Origin of the sequence: Curtobacterium sp. C2H10 (assembly GCF_025407985.1) — a bacterium.
Classification (GTDB): domain Bacteria; phylum Actinomycetota; class Actinomycetes; order Actinomycetales; family Microbacteriaceae; genus Curtobacterium.
Window position 1 is genome coordinate 1 of sequence record NZ_JABXGF010000062.1, and the last position, 20,986, is coordinate 20,986.

A 20,986-nucleotide genomic window follows, 5' to 3' on the forward strand; every position below is an offset into this window, starting at 1 on the left:
CTCCACGCGCACCCGGATCTCGTTCGAGGCGGCCGCAACGGACGGCGCACGCAAGGTGCGACATGGTCGACGTCGGACGACCTCGACCGTGTCGCACCACGTCGGTGCGCGGCGCGCGGCACACGGCGCCCGGCACACGGCCACGAGCCGCACGCGGCCGCTCAGCGGCTCAGCGCGGCGCCGGACCACCCCAGGGGTTCGACGGGGGCTGCGGCGGCGCGTACGGCGGCACCTGGGCCCCCTGCGCCCCCGGCTGACCCGGCCGACCCTGCTGCGACGACGGCTGCACGGTCGCCGGCGGCACCGCGTCGGCCGGTCGGACCGTCCCGGGCGTGCCGGGTGCTCCGGGCGCACGACGTCCGCCCCGGGGCCGCCCGAGCCAGAGCCACGCCGCGGTCGACGTCGCGATGAGCATCAGCGTGAACGGCACACCGGACTGCAGCGGGCGGGTGACGACGTCGATGAGGAGCTGGGCGCCTCCCGAGCGGACGGCGCTGAACGTGCCCGTGAAGACCCCGACGAGCGCCAGGGCGATCGTCCCAGCGGCCCCGGCGAGCACGGCGCGGAGGAGCACCGTCGGCAGCGGGCTCCGTCGGTCGACGGGCGTGAGGAACGCCAGCGCGAGGAAGGCCCCGGCGTAGAACGGGAACGGCGTGGCGAACACCCCGGACACGAACCCGCCGACCAGGCTGCCGCCCGCGCCGTAGCTCGCGAACGGGTGCACCACGAACGAGGCGCCGAGCAGGCCGACGAGCCCTGAGACGAACTCGACGAGGACGATCGACACGACGGCGATGAGTGCGCCGGCCGTGTTCGTGACCGACGCTCCCGGAGCGAAGGCCCGACGCGGATCCGCCGGCGTCCGCGGTGGGCGCGGAGCCGGCGCTGCCCCGCCGTACTGCGGCCCGCGGTACGGGCCGCCCTGCGGCGCACCGTACGGGACGCCGGACTGCTGCGGCCCGCCGTACGGGGCACCGGACTGCTGCGGTCCCCCGTACGCTCCGCCCTGCTGCTGCGGGGCACCGGCGGGCGGCGCGGGCTGGGACCAGCCCGCGCCGTAGTACCCACGATCGTGCTGCGACCGCTGCGGATCGCCGGGGTTCGACATCGTCAGTTCCCCAGGATCACGGCGCCGTCGTCGGTGTCGTCACCCTCGGCCGTCGCCGGTGCGCTGATGCTCGGGGACGAGACGCGACGGGACCGCGAACGGCCCTGCCCCGGCTGCTTGGGCTCGGGGAGCGCCTGCAGCACGGAGTCGAGCAGGGACTCGGCGTCCCCGCTGACCTGGCGCGGCTCGCGCTTCGTGGCGGCGATCGGGATGTCGAGGATCGCGACCGAGGTCTCGGCCGGGGTCACCGGGGCGCTCGAGCTCACCCGACGGCGGGTCGGCGCCTTGGCCGGCACGTCCTCGACGACGGGGGCAGCAGCGACCGGAGCCGCCGCAGCCGGAGCGGCGTCAGCCGACGTGCCCTGCTCGGGCGCGGACGGTGCATCGGGCGCCGTGGACGCGCCGGACGCGGTGTCCGCCGTCGTCTCGGGCGCACCGGCACCACGGCCACCACGGCGACGTCGACGCTTCGAGCCCGACGACTGCTCGCCGTGCTCGGACTGCGACGCACCGGTGTCCGGACCGGACTCCGTGGCGGGTGCCTCCGGAGCCGATGCCGCCGATGACGCCGATGACGCCGATGACGCCGAACCCGCCGACACTGCCGAGGACGCCGAAGCCGGCGTCGCAGCCCCGTCGTGCTCCTCGTGCGGGATGGTCGATGCGGCGATCCGGGACAGCGCGCTCTTCACGTCGTCCGTGATCTGGTGCGCGTGCGACGAGCCGTTGCCGGACCCGCCGTTGCCGCCGCCGTTCGACCCGTTCCCACCGTTCCCACCGTTCGAACCGTTCGAACCGTTCGAACCGTTGGACCCGCCGTTGCCGGCCCCACCGCGGCTCTTGCGACGGCTCTTCGACGGCCCCGGGTCGGCGTTGTTGTCGTTGACCTTGGCGTTGACCTCGTCGAGGGACTCGCGGAGCCCCACGCCGATCTTCTTGCGGGTCATCTGCACGAGGCCGAGCGAGGTGACCTCGGCGACCTGGTGCTTCGTCCGGTCACGGCTGAGGCACTCGACGAGTCGACGCAGCACGAGGTCGCGGTTCGACTCGAGCACCATGTCGATGAAGTCGACGACGATGATGCCGCCGATGTCCCGCAGGCGGAGCTGGCGGACGATCTCCTCGGCCGCTTCGAGGTTGTTCTTCGTGACGGTCTCCTCGAGGTTGCCGCCGGACCCGACGAACTTCCCCGTGTTGACGTCGACGACCGTCATGGCCTCGGTGCGGTCGATCACGAGCGAACCACCGGAGGGCAGCCAGACCTTGCGGTCGAGAGCCTTCTCGATCTGCTCGTTGAGGCGGTACTCCTCGAAGGAGTCCGGGCCGTCGTAGATCTCGACGCGGTCCTTGAGGTCCGGCGCGACCGCGGTGAGGTACTCGTCGATCGTCTCGCGCGCCGCGGAGCCGTCGATGATGAGCTTGGTGAAGTCCTCGTTGAAGACGTCGCGGACGATCTTCACGAGCAGGTCCGGCTCCGAGTGGAGCATGACCGGCGCCTGGCCGTTCGCGACCTTCTTCTGGATCGCCTCCCACTGGCTGGTGAGCCGCTGCACGTCGCGGGTGAGCTGCTCCTCGGTCGCGCCCTCGGCGGCGGTGCGGACGATGACGCCCGCGTGCTCCGGGAGGACCTCCTTGAGGATCTTCTTGAGGCGCGCACGCTCGGTGTCCGGCAGCTTGCGCGAGATGCCGTTCATCGAGCCGTTCGGCACGTACACGAGGTAGCGACCCGGCAGCGAGACCTGGCTCGTCAGACGGGCGCCCTTGTGCCCGACCGGGTCCTTCGTGACCTGCACGAGGACCTTGTCGCCCGGCTTGAGCGCGGCTTCGATCCGACGGCCGTGGTTGCCGGTGTCGACCGAGTTCCAGTCGACCTCGCCCGCGTACAGCACGGCGTTGCGACCGCGACCGATGTCGACGAACGCCGCCTCCATCGAGGGCAGGACGTTCTGCACCTTGCCGAGGTAGACGTTGCCGATGAGCGACACGTTGTGCGACTTCGTCACGTAGTGCTCGGCGAGGACACCGTCCTCGAGCACGCCGATCTCGATCTTCGAGGCGCTCGACCGGACGATCATCTGCCGGTCGACGCTCTCGCGGCGGGCGAGGAACTCGTCCTCGGTGACGACTTGGCGACGACGACCGGCATCGCGCCCGTCGCGGCGGCGCTGCTTCTTCGCCTCGAGCCGCGTCGAGCCCTTCACCTTCTGCGGCTCGGTGATGTACTCGACCTCGCGGCGGCGGGGCTCCTGGTGGTCCCGCGGCTCGCGCGGCTCACGGGGCTCACGGCCTTCGCGGTCGGCGCTCGTGCCGCGGCGACGCGACCGACGGCGTCCGCCGCCCTGCTCGTCGTCGTCGTCCTCGTCGTGACGGGGCGCGCGCTCGGGCAGGTCCGGCAGGACCGGGGCGTGGAAGATCAGGCTGAGCGTGCTCGTCGCCTTGGGGACGAACGGCTCGTCGACGGGCTCCGCCGGACTGGAGGCGCTGCTCGCGTCCGCCTCGACCGTCGCGGCCGGTGCGGCTGCGGTCTCGGTGTCGTCACCGGCCGTGATGACCGGCAGGTCGCCCGTGAGGGTGCTCACGTCGTGCGGCTCGTCGCCGCCGGCGGTCGCCTCGACGGCGACCGACACGGTGGGCGCCTCCGGCGCTCCCCCGGCTTCGGGCGCTACGTCCGTCACCGCGAGCGTCTCCGCACCGGCCTCGGTCGTGCCGTCCGCCGGAGACCCGGTCACCTGCTCGACGGGACCGGTCTGCGCGGCGTCACCCCGTGCCTCCTGGCCGGCCGACCGGGCGCGCCGACCGCCGAACAGGCGGCCTCGACGCTTCGGTGCGACTTCTTCGTTGTTCGTGTTGTCGTTGTTCTGCTCCACCATGGACCTGGTGCACTCCTTGACCCCGCTCGCATCCTGTCCGGACGGCGGGAATTCTGTAGTTGTAGCGGGTGGCGACCACGCCCCCGCGTTCGCTGTCTTGTGACCGTCGCGTCGCGCGCGTCCCGGTCACGGTGCGCTCTCACCGCACCTGATCGTCCGGGCTGGGCCCGGAAAGCTTTCGTCGTCGTGCGGATGGCCGCACGACCTCCAGGGATTATCGCATGCCGCACCGGGAAAGGACCGGATCGAGCATGCGATGATGACGCCGTGAGCACGCCAGCACCTGCCGTCCGCCGTCCGATCGCCATGGGCGTCTTCCTCCTGATCACCGGCGCGGTGGGTCTCTACGGGGCGTTCCGACTGGTCATCGACGAGTTCGAGAAGTACGCGCACCCCCAGGCAGTGCTGTCCTGCGACGTCAACCCGTTCATCAACTGCTCCGACGTGATGGCCAGCTGGCAGGGGCACCTGCTCGGGTTCCCGAACCCGCTGCTCGGCGTCATGGGCTTCGTCGCGCCGATCGCCGTCGCGGTCATGCTCCTCGCCGGGTTCCGGAACGGTTCGCGCTGGTTCTGGATCGCGTTCAACGCGGGCGTGTTCCTGGCGTGGGTCTTCGTCACGTGGCTCTTCACCCAGACCGTCTGGTTCATCGGCGCGCTCTGCCCCTGGTGCATGCTCGTGTGGTCGATGACGATCCCGATGTTCTGGGTGTTCACGATCTGGAACGCCGCGCAGGGACGCTTCGGTGTCGGCGCCCAGCGGCTCGGTCGGACCCTGCTGCCCTTCTGCTGGGCGTTCCCGCTGGCGAACTACCTGTTCATCGCCGTGTCGATCCTCATCGTGTTCCCGCGGGTCCTCTCCTCCTTCTGAGCGCCCGCTGAGCGTTGCCGATGACGCGTCACCGAATTCCTGGGTCCTTCCCAGCCAGATCGGCCGATCGGCCCACCGGCACGACCTACGCTCGATGGCGATGAGCGAGAACGAGAGCAAGAAGGCCCGGCGGGAGGCAGCGCGGGAGCGCGCACGCCTCGCCCGCGCGAAGGAGCAGGCGCGTCGACGCCGCAACAAGACCCTGGGGATCAGCGGCATCATCGTCGGCGCGCTCGCGGTCGCCGCGATCGTCGTCGTGGTGGTCGCGAACTCCGTGCAACCCGCCGGCCCCGGGCCGAAGAACATGGCGAGCGACGGTGTGCTCCTGACGGGCTCGAACGGGCAGATCGTCCCCGTCACCACGAAGGCCACGCCGGAGGGCGGGAAGCCGACCCCGACGAAGCAGGACGACTCGGTCGCGAACATCACGGTGTACTCGGACTACATGTGCCCGTACTGCAACCAGTTCGAGACGAGCCAGATGTCCCAGATCCAGCAGTGGGTGAAGGACGGCTCGGCGACGCTCGAGCTGCACCCGTTCAACCTGCTCGACCGCGTGTCCCTCGGCTCGAAGTACTCGACCCGTTCGGCCGCCGCCGCGGCCTGCGTCGCGAACTACGACCCGGACGCGTTCCTCGCGTACAACACGTCGCTCTACGAGAACCAGCCGTCCGAGAGCACGCGCGGCCTCACGAACGACAAGCTCGCATCGCTGGCGAAGGCCGCCGGGGCGACGAACGAGAACGTGGCGTCCTGCATCACGGACCAGGAGTTCGCCGGGTGGGTTGCCGACGCGACGAACCGGGTGCTCAACGACCCGATCCCGAACTCGTCGCTCGACAAGGTCACCGGTACCCCCACCGTGATCGTCAACGGCAAGCAGTACAACGGCTCGCTCACCGACACGGACGCCTTCGCCGCGTTCGTGGAGCAGAACGGTGGGACGGCGTAGTCCCGGCCGCTCCGGACGACGACGGCCCCCGCTTCCGATCGGAAGCGGGGGCCGTCGTCGTACGGCGTGCTACTTCGACGCGGCGTCGATCTCGGTGATCACGTCGGTCAGCGTGGCGATCTTCTTGCCGTTCACGAGGACGGTCGGCGTGCCGAAGCCCTGCGTGCCCTGCAGTGCCGGATCGGCCAGCACGGCGTTCGTGGACTTCGTCACCCACCCGCGGAAGCGCTCGCTCGACAGGCACTCGGAGACGTTCGACCCGGTCGCTCCGCCGGCCGTGACGAGCTTCGCGATCTCGGCGTTCGTCAGGCCCTTCGTGCCCTCCTCCGGCTGGTTGTCGAAGAACTGCGTCTGGACGTCGAGGAACTTGTCCGGCGCGTAGTTCGCGACGCACATCGCGGCGTTCGCGGCACGGCTGGCGTACCGCGAGTTCTGGTAGCTGCGGTCGAGGATCGACACGGGCTGGATCGCGAGGGTCGCGTCGCCCGACTTCACCTTGTCGAGGATCTGGTCGGCGTAGGCGGCCTCGAACTGCTTGCAGACGGGGCAGGCCCAGTCGACGTACTCAGTGACCTGGACCTTCCCGTCGGCGGCCGCGGTGGGCACCGGGGACGGGGTGGCCTTCGCCGCCACCGCGCCGGAGGTCACGGGGGTGACCGTGCCGTCGCTGCCGGTGAACTGGATCGCACCGGTCGCCATGTTCTTCGGACCGGCCGCGGACACGGCGGGCTGGTTGTTCACGTTCACCACCACGATCGCGACGATCGCGGCGACGGCGATGATCCCGAGGCCGATGCCGCCCTGCAGGAACCAGCGGTTGCGGCGCTTGCGGCGCTTCTCGGCCTCGGCGCGCTGCCGGGCGACGTCACGGGCGTGCTGGCGACGCTCGTTCTTCGTGGGACGGTCGTTGTTCGTCACGCGTCGGTCCTCCGGACTCAGGCGAACCAGAGCGCGAGCTCGCGCGCCGACGACTCGGGGCTGTCGGAGCCGTGCACGAGGTTCTGCTGCACCTTGAGGCCCCAGTCGCGGCCGAGGTCACCGCGGATCGTCCCCGGCGCGGCCGAGGTCGGGTCGGTGGTGCCGGCGAGCGACCGGAAGCCGGCGATGACGCCGTTGCCGGCGACGCGCACGGCGACGACCGGGCCGGACTGCATGAACTCGACGAGGGGCTCGAAGAACGGCTTGCCCTGGTGCTCCTCGTAGTGGGCGTCGAGCAGGTCACGGGGCGCCGTCACCATCTTCAGGTCGACGATCTCGTAGCCCTTGGCCTCGATCCGGCGGAGGATCTCACCGGTGAGCTGGCGGGCGACGCCGTCGGGCTTGACGAGGACGAGGGTCTCTTCGAGATCGGACACGCGGAACTCCTGGTGTTTCGTGGTCGAACGGGGTGGTCAGTCCTCGCCGAGGGCCGCGCGTCTCGCGGCGTTCTGACGGTCGAGCTGACCGCCCTTGACGAAGCAGAAGACCCACAGCGCCAGGAACACCACGGCCACGGCGAACATGAACGGTTCGATGAACCCGGTGGCGAGGATGGCCGCCTGCAGCAGCCACCCGAACCCTACACCGGCGCGGTTGCCGGTCAGGCGAGAGGCCAGCGCCAGCACGATCATCGAGCCGATGCCACCGCCGAACGCGACCGCCGGCGGGAGGGTCCCCTTGCCGAACACGACGAGCATCGGGAAGAAGAACATGATCGCCTCGAGCACGAGGGTGATCGACAGCAGGCTCTCCCGTGCACCGCGATCGCGTCGCGGCCGACGGGTGCGCGGTGCGCGTGGGGTCCTGGAGGCGCGGCCCGCGTCCGTCACTTCGTCCCGCCTTCGGCGTGGACCAGGTCCATGACGCGGCCCACCATCACGATCGAGCCCGCGACGAGCACCATGGCGTCGTCCGCCTCGGCGTCGTCCGCGAGGTCACGGGCTTCCTGGAGGGCGGCCTCGAGCGACGGCTCGACGACGACCCGGTCCTCGCCGACCTCGTCGACGACGACCCGGGCGAACTCGTCCGCGTCGAGGGCGCGCTCCCCCGGCGGCTGGGTCACGACGAAGGTCGCGACGGTGTCCTTGAGCGCGCGGACGAAGCCGCGGGCGTCCTTGTCGCCGAGGATGCCGACGACGCCGACCACGTGCTCGGACGGGAACGCCACGGGGAGCGCCTCGGCGAGCGCGCGTGCGCCGTGCGGGTTGTGCGCCGCGTCGACCACCACGGTCGGACCCGTGGCGATCGGCTGGAGTCGGCCGGGGCTGGTCGCACCGGCGAGTCCCTCGGACAGGACGTCCTCGTCGAGGGCCTGCGAACCGCGGCCGAGGAAGGCCTCGACGGCGGCGATCGCGACGGCGGCGTTGTGGGCCTGGTGCCGGCCGAAGAGCGGCAGGAACAGGTCGTCGTAGCGTCCGGCGATGCCCTGCACGGTGATGAGCTGGCCGCCGACGGCCGGCGTCACGTCGACGAGCCGGAAGCCGTCCCCCTCGACCGCGAGGGTCGACTCGGTGAGCTCGGCCGCGCGCTGCAGCTCGGCGAGCGCCTCGGGCGTCTGCGCGCTCGAGACGATCGACGACGAGGGCTTGATGATCCCGGACTTCGTTCGGGCGATCTCGGCGACGGTGCCGCCGAGCTGCTTGGCGTGGTCGATCGCGATCGGCGTGAACACCTGCACCTGGCTCTGCACGACGTTGGTGGAGTCCCACTCGCCGCCCATGCCGACCTCGATCACGGCGACGTCGACCGGAGCCTCGGCGAAGCACGCCAGGGCGAGGACGGTCAGCGCCTCGAAGAAGGTCAGCGGGAGCTCGCCCTTGTCGGTGAGCTCCTGGTCGGTCATCTCGAGGATCGGGGCGATGTCGTCCCAGTTCTCCACGAAGCGGTCGGCGGCGATCGGGGTGCCGTCGATGACGATGCGCTCCCGGATCGACACCAGGTGCGGGCTCGTCATGAGGCCGGTCCGGAGGCCGTGTGCCCGGACGATGCTCTCGGCCATGCGCGCGGTCGAGGTCTTGCCGTTCGTGCCGGTCAGGTGGATCACGGGGTACGACAGGTGCGGGTCGCCGAGGAGCTCGACGGCGCGCCGGGTCGCGGACAGCCGGTGTTCGGGCGACTGCTCGCCGATCCGGGCGTACAGGGCCGCCTCGACGCGCTTGACCTCGTCGTCGTCCGCACCGTAGGGCACGGCGTCGGCGGGATCCGTCGCACCGGCGGGGCCGACGGGGATCTCGATGCCGTCCTCGGACGGTTCTTCGGGGTACTCGCTCATGCGCGTGACACCTCCACGGTCACCTTCGCACCGTCACCGACGTCGGTGGTGGTGCCGTTTGCCCCGAGGGGCACGATCTCGACGCTCGTCGACAGGGTCTCCCCCGCGATGAGCTGCTGGTGGGTGCGGACCGCCGCGTCGGCGACCTCGTCCGCACCGAGGGTGAGGACGATGCGGTCGCTGACGTCGAGGTCGGCGTCACGGCGGGCCTGCTGGACGGCGCGGACGACGTCGCGGGCGAGCCCCTCGGCCTCGAGCTCGGGCGTCGTCACGGTGTCGAGCACCGCGAAGCCGCCGCCGTCGAGGAACGCCACCGCCACGGAGTCGTCGGCAACGGTGAGGTCGAGCGTGTACTCGCCCTCGACGAGGTCGACGCCGCCGACGGTCACGCCGGACTCGGTCGCGGTCCAGTCGCCCTTCTTGGCGGCCGGGATGACCTGCTGGACCTGCTTGCCGATGCGGGGTCCGGCGGCGCGGGCGTTCACGGTGAGCTTCCGCTCGATGCCGTACCGACCGAGCGACGACTCCTCCTGCTGCTCGAGCACGACCTGCTTGACGTTGAGCTCGTCGCGGAGGATGTCCACGAAGGGCTCGACGGCCGCCGGGTCGGGCACCACGAGCGTCAGGGTGGCGAGGGGCAGGCGGACGCGCGTGCCGGTGGCCTTGCGGAGCGCGAGCCCCTTCGAGGCGACGTCCCGCACGCGGTCCATGGCGTCGACGAGCGCCTGATCGGCCGGGAACTCCTCGGCGTCGGGGAAGTCCTCGAGGTGGACGCTGCGGCCGCCGGTCAGTCCCCGCCAGACCGCGTCGGTCACGAGCGGGGCGAGGGGTGCGGCGACGCGGGTGAGCGTCTCGAGCACGGTGTACAGCGTGTCGAACGCGGCACGGGCCTCGGGCGAGGACTCGGCGCCGAGCCAGAACTTGTCGCGCGACCGGCGCACGTACCAGTTCGTCAGCACGTCGGCGAAGTCGCGGACGGCCTGGGCGGCGAGCGGGGTGTCGAGCGCGTCCAGGTGCTGCTGCACGTCCGACACGAGCACCCGGGTCTTCGCGAGCAGGTAGCGGTCGAGCACGTCGGTGCTCGCCGTGCTCCGCGACGCCTGGTACCCGGACTCCCCCGACGCGTTCGCGTAGAGGGTGAAGAAGTAGTACGTCGACCAGAGCGGGAGCAGGAACTCGCGGACGCCCTGGCGGATGCCCTCTTCCGTGACGACGAGGTTCCCGCCGCGGATGACCGACGACGACATCAGGAACCAGCGCATCGCGTCGGCACCGTCGCGGTCGAACACCTCGGAGACGTCCGGGTAGTTCCGGAGCGACTTCGACATCTTCTGGCCGTCGGAGCCGAGCACGATGCCGTGGCTGATGACGTTCTTGTACGCCGGCCGGTCGAACAGCGCGGTGGACAGCACGTGCATGACGTAGAACCAGCCGCGGGTCTGCCCGATGTACTCGACGATGAAGTCGGCCGGGTTGTGCGACTCGAACCACTCGCGGTTCTCGAACGGGTAGTGCACCTGGGCGTACGGCATCGACCCGGAGTCGAACCAGACGTCGAACACGTCGGTGATCCGGCGCATCGTCGACTTCCCGGTGGGGTCGTCCGGGTTGGGGCGCGTCAGGTCGTCGATGAACGGGCGGTGCAGGTCGACCTCGCCGTCGGCGTTCACCGGCAGTCGACCGAAGTCACGCTCGATCTCCTCGAGTGAGCCGTACACGTCGGTGCGCGGGTGTTCGGGGTCGTCGGACTGCCACACCGGGATCGGCGTGCCGAAGTACCGGTTGCGGGACACCGACCAGTCGATGGCGTTGCCGACCCACTTGCCGAACTGACCGTCCTTGACGTTGTCCGGCACCCAGTTGATGTCCTGGTTGAGCTCGCCCATGCGGTCGCGGAACTCGGTCACGCGGACGAACCAGCTCGACACGGCCTTGTAGATGAGGGGCTTCCGGCAGCGCCAGCAGTGCGGGTAGCTGTGCTCGTAGGACGCCTGGCGGAGCAGTCGACCGGCGTCGCGGACGGCCTTCGTGAGGGGCTTGTTCGCGTCCGACCAGAGCATGCCGGCGACCTCGCCGAACTGCGACGTGAAGACACCGCCCTCGTCGAGCGACAGCACCACGGGGATCCCCGCGGCGGCGCAGACCACCTGGTCGTCGGCACCGTAGGCCGGGGCCTGGTGCACGATCCCGGTGCCCTCGCCCGTCTCGACGTAGTCGGCGACGAGGATCTTCCAGGCGTTCTCCATGCCCTCGGTCTCCGCGAGGAAGTCGAAGAGGCGCTCGTACTCGACGCCGTCGAGCTCCGCACCCGTCAGGGTGCGGACGACCGCGGCAGCGGCGTCCTCGGCGCTCTCGTAGCCGAGGTCCTTCGCGTACGCGGCCACGGTGTCCGACGCCAGCATGTACCGGGCGGAACCGGCGGTGCCACCGTCAGCCGCGCCTCCTGGGCCGGCGGGCAGCACCACGTACGAAACCGCAGGCCCGACGGCCAGCGCGGCGTTCGTGGGCAGGGTCCAGGGGGTCGTCGTCCAGGCGAGCGCACGCACGCCGGCCAGCCCGAGCGACTCGGCGCGCGCACCCCGCAGCGGGAACGACACCGTGACGGACTGGTCCTGGCGCATCTTGTAGACGTCGTCGTCCATGCGCAGCTCGTGGTTCGACAGCGGCGTCTGGTCGTTCCAGCAGTACGGCAGGACCCGGAAGCCCTCGTACGCGAGCCCCTTGTCCCAGAGCTGCTTCCACGCCCACAGCACGCTCTCCATGAACGTCACGTCGAGGGTCTTGTAGTCGTTCTCGAAGTCGACCCAGCGCGCCTGGCGGGTGACGTACTGCTGCCACTCGTCGGTGTACTGCAGGACGGACTTCTTGGCGGCGGCGTTGAAGACGTCGACGCCCATCTCGTCGATCTCGTGCTTCTCGGTGATGCCGAGCTGGCGCATCGCCTCGAGCTCGGCGGGCAGGCCGTGCGTGTCCCAGCCGAAGCGACGGTGCACCTGCTTGCCGCGCATGGTCTGGTAGCGCGGGAAGACGTCCTTCGCGTACCCGGTCAGGAGGTGGCCGTAGTGCGGCAGGCCGTTGGCGAACGGCGGGCCGTCGTAGAACGTCCACTCGTCGCAGCCCTCGCGCTGGTCGATCGACGCCTGGAACGTGCCGTCGCCCTTCCAGAAGGCGAGGATCCCCTGCTCGACGGCGGGGAAGGACGGCGACGGGACGACGCCGTCTGCGTCGGAATCAAGTGGGTAGCGCACCGCGGGGCTCCTGTGGGTTGCCGGTTCTCAGGACCACGAGGACGGAGCAGGCTCCGCGGTACCACCTCGCTTGCCGCTCCGGGTGACCCGGGGCGACCGCTCGTTGCCGGGGCGTGCGCGGCCCGGTCCGCCCGGTTCTACTGCCGGCGGTCGATGGTGCTGACGGCCGGGTTCTTCCGGAGGCTCCCCGGTGATGGCCGGATCGACGCCTGTGTGCACGAGTTTAGCGGACGAGAGCATGCTGGAGCGATGCCCTCGTCAGATGCTGCCCCCGCGCAGCAGGAGCGTCCCGATTCCCTGCTCACCGTCGTCATCGCGTTCGGCGCGAACCTGCTCGTCGCGATCGCCAAGACGATCGCCTCCCTGATCTCCGGATCGGCGTCCATGGTCGCCGAGGCCGCACACTCGTGGGCCGACACCGGCAACGAGATCTTCCTGCTCGTCGCCGAACGGCGTGGCTCGAGGAAGCGCGACACCGCGCACCCGCTCGGCTACGGCCGTGAGACGTACATCTGGTCGATGTTCGCCGCGTTCGGCCTCTTCACCGCCGGCGCCATCGTCTCGATCTACCACGGCATCACCGAGCTCGGGGACACCGGGCCGGCCGAGGACGTGCTCCTGAACTACATCGTCCTCGGGCTGTCGTTCTGCCTCGAGGGCACGAGCTTCCTGCAGGCGTACCGGCAGGCGCACGGCGCGGCGACGAAGCGGCGGGTGCCGGTGCTCCGGCACGTCCTGCAGTCGTCGAACCCGACCCTCCGTGCCGTCTTCGCCGAGGACGCCGCGGCGCTCATCGGCCTCGTGGTCGCGTTCCTCGGGGTGTTCCTCCACCAGGTCACCGGCCTCGCGGTCTTCGACGCCATCGGCTCGATCGCGATCGGCATCCTGCTCGGGGTCGTCGCGATCGTCCTGATCGACCGCAACCGCCGGTTCCTGCTCGGGGAGAGCACGTCCCCGGAGCTCGAGAACGCGGTGCTCGTCGAGATGCTCGGGCGGTCGCAGATCGAGCGCGTCACCTACCTGCACCTCGAGTTCGTCGGGCCCTCGCGGGTCTACCTCGTCGCCGCGGTCGACCTGACCGGCAACGAGAACGAGGAGCACGTGGCGGTGCGGTTGCGCGACGTCGAGAAGTCCCTCGAGGAGAGCCAGTACATCGAGGAGGCCGTGCTCACCCTGAGCTACCCCGGCGACGAGTCGCTCGTGCCGACGGGCGACGATGTGCCCGAGGTGGTGCGGGACGGGACGGCCGAGGACGTCGCCGCGGGCGGGGCCGGCACGCTCCGGACGGACTGAGCCGCACGCGGCTGCTGCGCGGTCGGGTCAGCCGCGGTCGGCGGGCACCAGGGTGGCGGTGTCCCCGCGGCGCTCGATCACCAGGCCGTCCCGCACGACCCACACCCGCAGCGCGTCGAGCCGGAACTCCTCGAACCGCTCCGGGTGCTCCCGCAGCAGGGCCCGCAGGTCGTCGTCCATCGGGAACCGCGGGTCGATCCCGGCGACGAGCACGCCGTAGTCCCCGTGCGTCACCCCCTGGGTCGCGCCACGACGGCCGATGAACACCGCGAACGACTGCTGCGCCGACCCCGACACGAGGACCCGGACGTCGTCCGGCACCCCGCGTTCCTCGAGGACCCCCTCGAGCCGGGCGAACCCGGTGGTGCGCGTCTCGGCGACGGTCCGCACCACGACGACCGCGGGGACGATCGTCACGACGACGGCGAGGAGCGCCACCACGGTCGTGAGCGGCGGCCGCAGCCGGGCGAGCCGGGTGTACCCGACCGCGGCGAGCGCGATGATCCAGGGCATCCACGCCTGGTAGTAGTGCGGCAGTGCGACGTTGGCCGTCGAGTAGAAGACGACGAGGATCCCGAGCGCGATCCCGAGGAGCGCGACGAGCCGGTCCGGGCGGATCGCGAACGCCGCGGCCGTGCCGACCAGGAGCACGACGACCGTCGGCCACCCGACCCCCTCGACGACCCGCACGAAGTTCGTCCACCACGGCGCGATCATGTACGTCTTCCCGAGGACCGAGATGATGTGCCCGCGGGTGTCGTGCTTGCCCTGGAACTCGATCATGAAGGTGATCGCCCGGACCCCGCCGACGGGCACGTACGCGACGACGAACACCACGGCGAACGCCGCGGCGGCCGCGACGCCCCCGGTCAGCAGCCCGGACCAGCGCCGGAACAGCAGCGGGATCGCGACGAGCGCGAGCACGAGGACGGTGGTGGTGACCTTCGACGTGACCGACAGCGCCAGCAGGGCACCGGCGAGCGCCATCCACCACCAGCCGTCCCAGGCCGTGGTCCGGTCGGCGGGGCGTCGGGGTCGGGTCGCCCACTGCCAGGCCGCGGCGAGCGCCGCCACGGCGAAGAAGGTCATCAGCGGTTCGAGGAGGGCGAGCCGGTCGATCCGTGCGGCCGTGCCGGACGCGACGTCCGCCCACGTCGGCGAGTCCCCACGCGGCGTGAGCCACCAGAGCCCGGCGGCGAGCACGGCGCCCCAGTACCCGATCGGACGCCGGAGCCAGGCGAACAGGACGATGCCGGTGCCGAACGAGGCTGTCGCGGCGACGAGACGGGGCCCGAGCACGCCCTCGCCGAACACGAGCTGCGCGACGCCGAACAGGTACTTGCCGGTCGGCGGGTGCTGCAGGTTCGAGGTGAGCACCCCGTGCACGTAGTCCCACCCGGCCCGCGTGTAGGTGAACTCGTCGACGTAGGTGCTCTGTCTGCCGATGTGCCAGTACGCGACGAACACCCCCGCGAGGGCGACCACGGCGAAGACCGCGGTTCGTGTCCATCGCGCGCGGGTCATGGGGAGAGAGCCTATTGGGCCGGACCTCAGTGGGAGTCGAGACCCGCTGCGACCGGGGTGAGCGCCGCCCCGACGTACTCGACGAGCGGTCGGCGCCCGACCCCGTCCGAGACCCAGACGCCGAAGGCCGCTGCGGCCGCCCCGAGCATGGCGCCGGAAACCGTCTGGGGCCAGAGCGCCGCCGGGTGCTCCCCCGTCCGGCGGGCGACGAAGGCCGCCACCGCCGCGTGCTGGGCCGTCACCCGTGCCGCGACGCTCGCCACGAGCTCGGCCCCGATGCCCATCACCTCGGCCTGTGCGATCGCCCAGGGGACCCGGTCGGGGTCGTGGGCGCGGGCGGTGGCGAGCAGCGCGGCCTCGACGGCCCGCACCGCGGACTCCTCGGTCGAGGCGGCGAGGCACGCCGGGAGCGTCGCGACCGCGGCGTCGAGGTCGAGCCAGAGCACGTCGGACTTCGCCGTGAAGTAGTTGAAGAACGTCGCACGGCTGACCCCGGCCCGTGCGGCGATCTGGTCGACCGTGGTCCGGCCGTAGCCCTGTTCGAGGAACAGCTCGGCCGCGGCGTCGGCGAGCACCTCGGCGCTCGAGCGTCGGGGGCGGCCACCGCGGCGCATCGGTTCGTCCATGGGCCCCAGTAAACCGCTAGACTCGTCCAGCCATGATCTTGGACTCAGTACAGAAAACCACCGCAGTGGTCGCCGGCGCCGCCGCACTCCTCCTCGTGCTCGCCGGCTGCACCGGTGGCGGCACCGCGACGTCGAACAGCACACCGGTCGACGGCGGCACGCTCACGTACGCCTCGGGCGACGCCGAACCCACCTGCCTCGACCCGCACGTCGGCGGCAACTACCCGCAGGCGCTCCTGTCCACCCAGTACATCGAGGAGCTCACCGCGCTCGACGACGGCAAGCCCGTCCCCGCGCTGGCGAAGTCGTGGACGACGAGCGACGACGGCAGGACGCTCACCTTCACGCTCCGCGACGACGTGACCTTCACCGACGGCACGCCCTTCGACGCCGCCGCGGTCGTGGCGAACATCGAGCACGTGCAGGACCCGGCGACCGCGTCGAGCACGGGGTACCTCGCGCTGCAGTCGATCACGAAGGCGACGGCCACCGACGACCACACCGTCACCCTGACGCTGAGCCGGCCGGACAGCGCGCTGCTCGAGTCGTTCTCGCAGCCGTGGGTCGGCATGGAGTCCCCGAAGGCGCTGGAGCGCTCGCAGGCGGTGAACTGCGAGTCGCCGGTCGGCACCGGCCCGTTCGAGGTCACCGGCTGGAAGCACGGCGACCGGGTGACGCTCCGCAAGAACGCCGACTACACGCCGCTCCGCGGCAGCACGGAGCCCCGCCTCGACGGCATCACGTGGCGCTTCCTGCCCGACTCGACCTCGCGGTACGCGGCACTGCAGTCCGGCCAGGTCGACGTCATCGACAACGCCCAGCCCGACCAGCTCACGGCAGCGTCGTCGAAGGGGTCCATCCGCGACCTCGACGCTCCGCGCCCCGGTGCGTCGAACCGCCTCGAGCTGAACTCCGGCCACGGGGTCTTCCGTGACGAGGCCGTCCGCAAGGCCTTCATCGCCGGCGCCGAGATCGACCCCGGCATCCGGTCGCTCTTCCTCGGGACGGCGAAGCGCTCGTACTCGGTGCTCTCCAGCGTCGAGCCGTACGGGTACTCCGACAAGAGCCTGTTCGAGTACTCACCGACGAAGGCGAAGCGACTCCTCGACGACGCCGGCTGGAAGGTGGGCAGCGACGGCATCCGCGAGAAGGACGGCGAGCAGCTGACCGTCACGTTCCCGGTGTCGACGAACCAGTCCGTCCCCGCCGAGCGCAGCCTGTTCCAGCAGATCCAGGCCTCCGAGAAGGCCGTCGGCTTCAAGGTCGTGCTGCAGGAGCTCGACCTCTCCAGCTGGTACGCGGCCCTCGCGGCGAACGAGTACGACGTCGTCAGCGCGCCGTACACGAAGGTGGGCGCGGACGTCCTCCGCATCCTGTACGACTCCGCCAGCATCACGCCGGCACCGTCCGGGTACTTCGCGAACCTCGCCCAGCTCGACGACCCGGAGCTCGACGACCTGCTCCAGCGGGCAGCGCAGACCTCGGACGCGTCCGAGCGCGGCGACCTCTACGAGCAGGCGCAGGAGATCATCCTGTCCAGCGGCACCGTCCTCCCGCTCTACGACCAGCAGAACCACTTCCTGCTGCGGTCGAGCGTGCACGGTGTGCAGACCACCGCGGTGTCGACGCCGTGGTTCGGCACGGCCTGGATCGACCGCTGATCGCGACCTCGCGATCGTCGGACGGGAGGCACGGATTGCGTCGCGGACGTCGAGGCACGCCCGCCGCGTGGTCGGCGTGGACCCTGTGGGGACTGCGCCGCCTGGCCGGCGGCATCGGGGTGCTCTGGGCGGTCGCCACGATCGTGTTCGTCGCGATCCGGCTCATCCCGGGCGACCCGGCGCTCGCGATCCTCGGCGGACCGGGCTCCCAGGCCTCGGCCGAGGCGGTCGCGCAGGTCCGGCAGGAGTACGGCCTCGACCGGCCGGTGCTCGTGCAGTACGCGGTGTTCCTCGGGCGTCTGGCGACCGGGCACCTCGGTGACTCGTACGCGTTCCGGACGCCGGTGTCGACGCTCCTCGGGCAGCAGCTCCCGGTCACACTGACCCTGGCCGTTGTCGGGCTCGTCGTCGCCTGGGTGCTCGCGATCGTCGCCGCGTGGTGGTCGACGCAGCGCGGTCGGTTCGCCGCGGGGCTCACGAGCGCCCTGAGCGTCACCGCGAGCGTCACCCCGCACTTCTGGCTCGGCAGCGTCCTCATCGTGGTGTTCGCCAGCGCCCTCGGCTGGGTGCCGGCGGTCAGCGACGGCTCGGTCCGTGGCTGGGTGCTGCCGGTCGTCACGGTGGCCGTGCCGGTCGCGGGGTACCTCGCCGAGACCGTCCGGGACGGCGTGGTCGACGCCCAGCGGTCGGCCTTCGCACTCGCGGCCCGCAGTCGTGGCGAGACCCGCGCGGGACTGTTCGGCCGGCACCTGCTCCGGCACGCCGCACTCCCGGGGATCGCCCTGTCCGCCTGGGCGTTCGGTTCGCTCGTGTCCGGTGCGGTCGTCGTCGAGTCGGTGTTCGCGCTCCCGGGCATCGGGCGCGCACTCGTGACCGCGGTGACGCAGCGGGACATGCCGCTCGTCGCGGGCATCGCGCTGGTGTCGGCCGCCGCGTACGTGGTCGTGCTCGCCGTCGCGGACCTCGTCGAGCGCGTGGTGGACCCGCGTGCCGGCGGGACGGCCGGGGCGGGGGCGGGGGCGACCCGGCGTCGCGCCCCGCGCGTCACCCGGCACGGGGCGGGCGCACGGTGAGCGGGATCGCCGAACCGCGCCTCCAGGCCGGTGCCCAGGGTGACGCGTCCGCCGGACGGTCCGAGCGAGTCCGTGGGGGGACGCTCGGCCCGGCCGGATGGACCGCTGCCGCCGTGGTGGCGCTGGCCGTGGTCGCGGCGGTGTGGCCGTCGCTGCTCGGCGGTGGCGACCCGCTCGCCGTGCACCCGGCGCAAGCGCTCCAGGCGCCGTCGTGGTCGAGTCCGTTCGGCACCGACGAGTCCGGGCGGGACGTCCTCGCCCGGGTCGTCGCCGGGACCCGGGCGTCGCTCGTGGTCGGTGTGGTCGCGACGCTCGTCGGCGGCGGGGTCGGGGTCGTGCTCGGCGTGGTCGCGGGACTCGGCGGACGCGTCGTCGACGGGGTCGTCGGCCGACTGACCGAGGTCGCGTTCGCGCTCCCCCTGCTCCTCGTGGCGCTCGTCGTCATCGCGGTGACCGGCCCCGGGCCCGTCCCGGCAATGCTCGCGGTCGGGTTCGCCACGGCGCCCGGGTACGCCCGGATCGTCCGCGGGCTCGTGCTCCGGGCGCGCCGCTCGCAGGTCGTCGAGACCGCCGTGCTGATGGGCCGCTCCCCCGCCGTGATCACCGTGCAGCACGTGCTCCCCGCGGCGCTCTGGCCGGTCGTGGCGGTCGGGACGCTCGGCGTCGGGCAGGCGATCGTCTGGGCCTCGGCGCTGAGCTACCTCGGCGTCGGCACCCCGCCACCCGCGCCGGAGTGGGGCGCGATGCTGGCCGACGGTCGCACGTACCTGCAGACGGCCCCGTGGATGAGCACCTTCCCCGGCCTCGCGATCGTGGTCCTCGCGACCGCGGTGACCGTGCTCGGCCGGGCGATCCGACGAACAGGAGCGATCCGATGACCGTGCTCGACGTGCAGGGGCTGACCGTCACGATCGGCGGGGCAGCGGTCGTGCAGGACGTCGCGCTGCACGTCGATGCCGGCGAGTGCGTCGCGCTCGTCGGTGCCTCCGGCTCCGGCAAGACCGTCACCGCACGGGCGGCGCTCGGCCTGTCGGCGCCCGGTTCCTCGGTCCGGGTCGACCGGCTGACCGTGGCCGGGCTCGACGTCCGGGCGTTCTCGGACCGCAGGTGGCGGAGCGTGCGCGGCTCGCGGGTCGGCTACGTCGGCCAGGAGGCCCTGGGCGCCCTGGACCCGCTGCGTCCCGTCGGGCGTGAGGTCGCGGACGCCCTCCGGCTGCACACGGACATGACGGCGGCGCAGCGGGTGGGGGCCGTGCGGGACGCGCTCGTCGCAGTCGGCCTCGACCCGGCGCTCGCCACGGACGGTCGGCTCGCGGGCACCCTGTCCGGAGGGATGCGCCAGCGCGCCCTCATCGCCGCGGCCACGGTCGGGTCGCCGGCGCTCGTCGTCGCCGACGAACCGACGACGGCGCTCGACGCCGGGGTCGCGGTCACCGTGATGGAGCAGCTGCGTGCGGCCCAGTCGCGCGGCGCCGGGCTGCTCGTCATCACGCACGACCTCGGGCTCGTCGCGGGGTGGGCGGACCGGGTGGTCGTCGTGCACGAGGGTCGCGTGGTGGAGCAGGGGCCGGTGGCCTCGGTGTTCGCGGCGCCGCAGCACGAGGCGACGCGGGCGCTGGTGCGGGCGGCGGGCGCGGGGCCCGGCGGGTCAGGCGGGTCTGCAGTGTGCGAGGTGCCGGACACGGTGCGGGGGTCGGAGCCCCGCACGGAGCGCGGAACCTCGCACGGTGCGGGCGTGGTGCTCGCGGCCGAGGGGCTCGCGCGGGCGTTCGACGGCGTCCCCGCCGTGCGCGACGTGTCGTTCGGGCTCGAGCGCGGGCGCGTCCTCGGCGTGATCGGTGCGTCGGGGTCCGGCAAGACCACGCTCGCGAGGATGCTCCTCGGCCTCGAACTCCCCGACGCCGGCACCGTCACGCTCGACTCGTCGCCGTGGGTGCCGCTCGACGAACGCACCCGCCGGCCCCTGCGGCACCGGGTGTCCGCGGTGGTGCAGGACCCCGGGGCGACGTTCGACGAGCGGTGGAGCGTGGAGCGGGTCCTCGCGGACGCGTTCACCGGCGGCGCCGAGCGGTCGGCCCGTGGTGCGCTCGGTCCCCGCATCGACGCGGCGCTCGACCAGGTGGGGCTCGACCCGGCACTCCGCCGACGCTCGCCGCTGACGCTGTCCGGCGGGCAACGGCAGCGCCTGGCGATCGCCCGCGCACTCGCGACGTCGCCCGAGGTGATCGTGCTCGACGAACCGGTCACGGCACTCGACGCCACGGTGCAGGACGCGGTGCTGACGCTCCTCGAGGGGCTCCGGGACAGCACGGGCGTGGCGATGGTCTTCGTGTCGCACGATCTCCGGGCCGTCCGGCGGATGGCCGACGACGTGCTGGTCGTGCACGAGGGCCGGGTCGTCGAGCACGGCCCCGCCGCGACGGTGTTCGACCGCCCGACGCACGCCGTGACCGCGCGCTTGCTGCGGGCCGCCGAGCGGCTCGCCGCGGGCCCGCGGCCCGAGGCCGGCGC

Annotated in this window: 16 protein-coding genes; 7 read left to right on the top strand and 9 right to left on the bottom strand. The window is 71.9% G+C overall.

Annotated elements, in window-relative coordinates; translation table 11 throughout:
- Window positions 1–169: 169 nt before the first annotated feature.
- A complete protein-coding gene (locus HWD93_RS16310; protein ID WP_261647383.1) occupies window positions 170–1,108 on the bottom strand; it encodes a hypothetical protein in 939 nt (312 codons plus the stop codon).
- A 2-nt stretch (window positions 1,109–1,110) separates the two neighbouring features.
- Window positions 1,111–3,978, bottom strand: coding sequence for an Rne/Rng family ribonuclease (locus tag HWD93_RS16315; protein WP_261647384.1), 2,868 nt, complete (start codon window positions 3,976–3,978; stop codon window positions 1,111–1,113).
- 267 nt (window positions 3,979–4,245) lie between these two features.
- On the opposite strand from HWD93_RS16315, the gene HWD93_RS16320 reads away from it, so the two are divergent.
- Window positions 4,246–4,848 carry a vitamin K epoxide reductase family protein gene (locus HWD93_RS16320; RefSeq protein WP_261647385.1) on the top strand — a complete coding sequence of 201 codons (603 nt, stop codon included), beginning with the start codon at window positions 4,246–4,248 and terminating at the stop codon, window positions 4,846–4,848.
- A gap of 100 nt (window positions 4,849–4,948) precedes the next feature.
- Entirely contained in the window at window positions 4,949–5,800 is an 852-nt protein-coding gene (locus HWD93_RS16325) for a DsbA family protein (RefSeq protein WP_261647386.1), read from the top strand.
- Between the two features lie 69 nt (window positions 5,801–5,869).
- Here HWD93_RS16325 and HWD93_RS16330 read toward each other — a convergent pair whose 3' ends face one another.
- From HWD93_RS16330 to ileS, 5 genes are read right to left on the bottom strand one after another with little or no spacing between them, the layout of a single operon-like run.
- Window positions 5,870–6,718 (bottom strand): DsbA family protein, encoded by an 849-nt coding sequence (locus HWD93_RS16330; protein ID WP_261647387.1) that lies wholly within the window; start codon window positions 6,716–6,718, stop codon window positions 5,870–5,872.
- Between the two features lie 17 nt (window positions 6,719–6,735).
- Window positions 6,736–7,155: a nucleoside-diphosphate kinase gene (ndk, locus tag HWD93_RS16335; RefSeq protein ID WP_070416558.1), complete on the bottom strand. Its 420-nt coding sequence runs from the start codon at window positions 7,153–7,155 to the stop codon at window positions 6,736–6,738.
- Between the two features lie 36 nt (window positions 7,156–7,191).
- Complete coding sequence (locus HWD93_RS16340) at window positions 7,192–7,608, bottom strand: DUF4233 domain-containing protein (RefSeq protein ID WP_070416559.1); 417 nt, start codon at window positions 7,606–7,608, stop codon at window positions 7,192–7,194.
- Window positions 7,605–9,050, bottom strand: coding sequence for a folylpolyglutamate synthase/dihydrofolate synthase family protein (locus HWD93_RS16345; protein ID WP_261647388.1), 1,446 nt, complete (start codon window positions 9,048–9,050; stop codon window positions 7,605–7,607). The genes HWD93_RS16340 and HWD93_RS16345 overlap by 4 nt, the downstream gene beginning before the upstream one ends.
- Window positions 9,047–12,298, bottom strand: coding sequence for an isoleucine--tRNA ligase (gene ileS, locus HWD93_RS16350; protein WP_261647389.1), 3,252 nt, complete (start codon window positions 12,296–12,298; stop codon window positions 9,047–9,049). The genes HWD93_RS16345 and ileS overlap by 4 nt, the downstream gene beginning before the upstream one ends.
- Window positions 12,299–12,547: 249 nt before the next feature.
- On the opposite strand from ileS, the gene HWD93_RS16355 reads away from it, so the two are divergent.
- A complete protein-coding gene (locus tag HWD93_RS16355; RefSeq protein ID WP_261647390.1) occupies window positions 12,548–13,591 on the top strand; it encodes a cation diffusion facilitator family transporter in 1,044 nt (347 codons plus the stop codon).
- A gap of 27 nt (window positions 13,592–13,618) precedes the next feature.
- Here the strand turns inward: HWD93_RS16355 and HWD93_RS16360 are convergent, their stop codons facing one another.
- Both HWD93_RS16360 and HWD93_RS16365 read right to left on the bottom strand, forming a co-directional pair.
- Window positions 13,619–15,115 (bottom strand): hypothetical protein, encoded by a 1,497-nt coding sequence (locus tag HWD93_RS16360; protein ID WP_261647391.1) that lies wholly within the window; start codon window positions 15,113–15,115, stop codon window positions 13,619–13,621.
- Between the two features lie 26 nt (window positions 15,116–15,141).
- The gene (locus HWD93_RS16365) at window positions 15,142–15,741 is read right to left on the bottom strand and encodes a TetR/AcrR family transcriptional regulator (RefSeq protein ID WP_070416563.1); all 600 of its coding nucleotides are present in this window, start codon (window positions 15,739–15,741) and stop codon (window positions 15,142–15,144) included.
- A 32-nt stretch (window positions 15,742–15,773) separates the two neighbouring features.
- Here HWD93_RS16365 and HWD93_RS16370 point away from each other — a divergent pair, with 32 nt between their 5' ends.
- The 4 genes from HWD93_RS16370 to HWD93_RS16385 form a co-directional block, all read left to right on the top strand.
- Window positions 15,774–17,402 (top strand): ABC transporter substrate-binding protein, encoded by a 1,629-nt coding sequence (locus HWD93_RS16370; RefSeq protein ID WP_261647392.1) that lies wholly within the window; start codon window positions 15,774–15,776, stop codon window positions 17,400–17,402.
- 35 nt (window positions 17,403–17,437) lie between these two features.
- On the top strand, window positions 17,438–18,475 hold the full coding sequence (locus HWD93_RS16375; protein WP_261647393.1) for an ABC transporter permease: 1,038 nt from the start codon (window positions 17,438–17,440) through the stop codon (window positions 18,473–18,475).
- A complete protein-coding gene (locus HWD93_RS16380) occupies window positions 18,472–19,353 on the top strand; it encodes an ABC transporter permease (protein ID WP_261647394.1) in 882 nt (293 codons plus the stop codon). The genes HWD93_RS16375 and HWD93_RS16380 overlap by 4 nt, the downstream gene beginning before the upstream one ends.
- A partial coding sequence (locus HWD93_RS16385) for an ABC transporter ATP-binding protein (protein WP_261647395.1) occupies window positions 19,350–20,986 on the top strand: 1,637 nt, incomplete at its 3' end. The genes HWD93_RS16380 and HWD93_RS16385, both read left to right, overlap by 4 nt.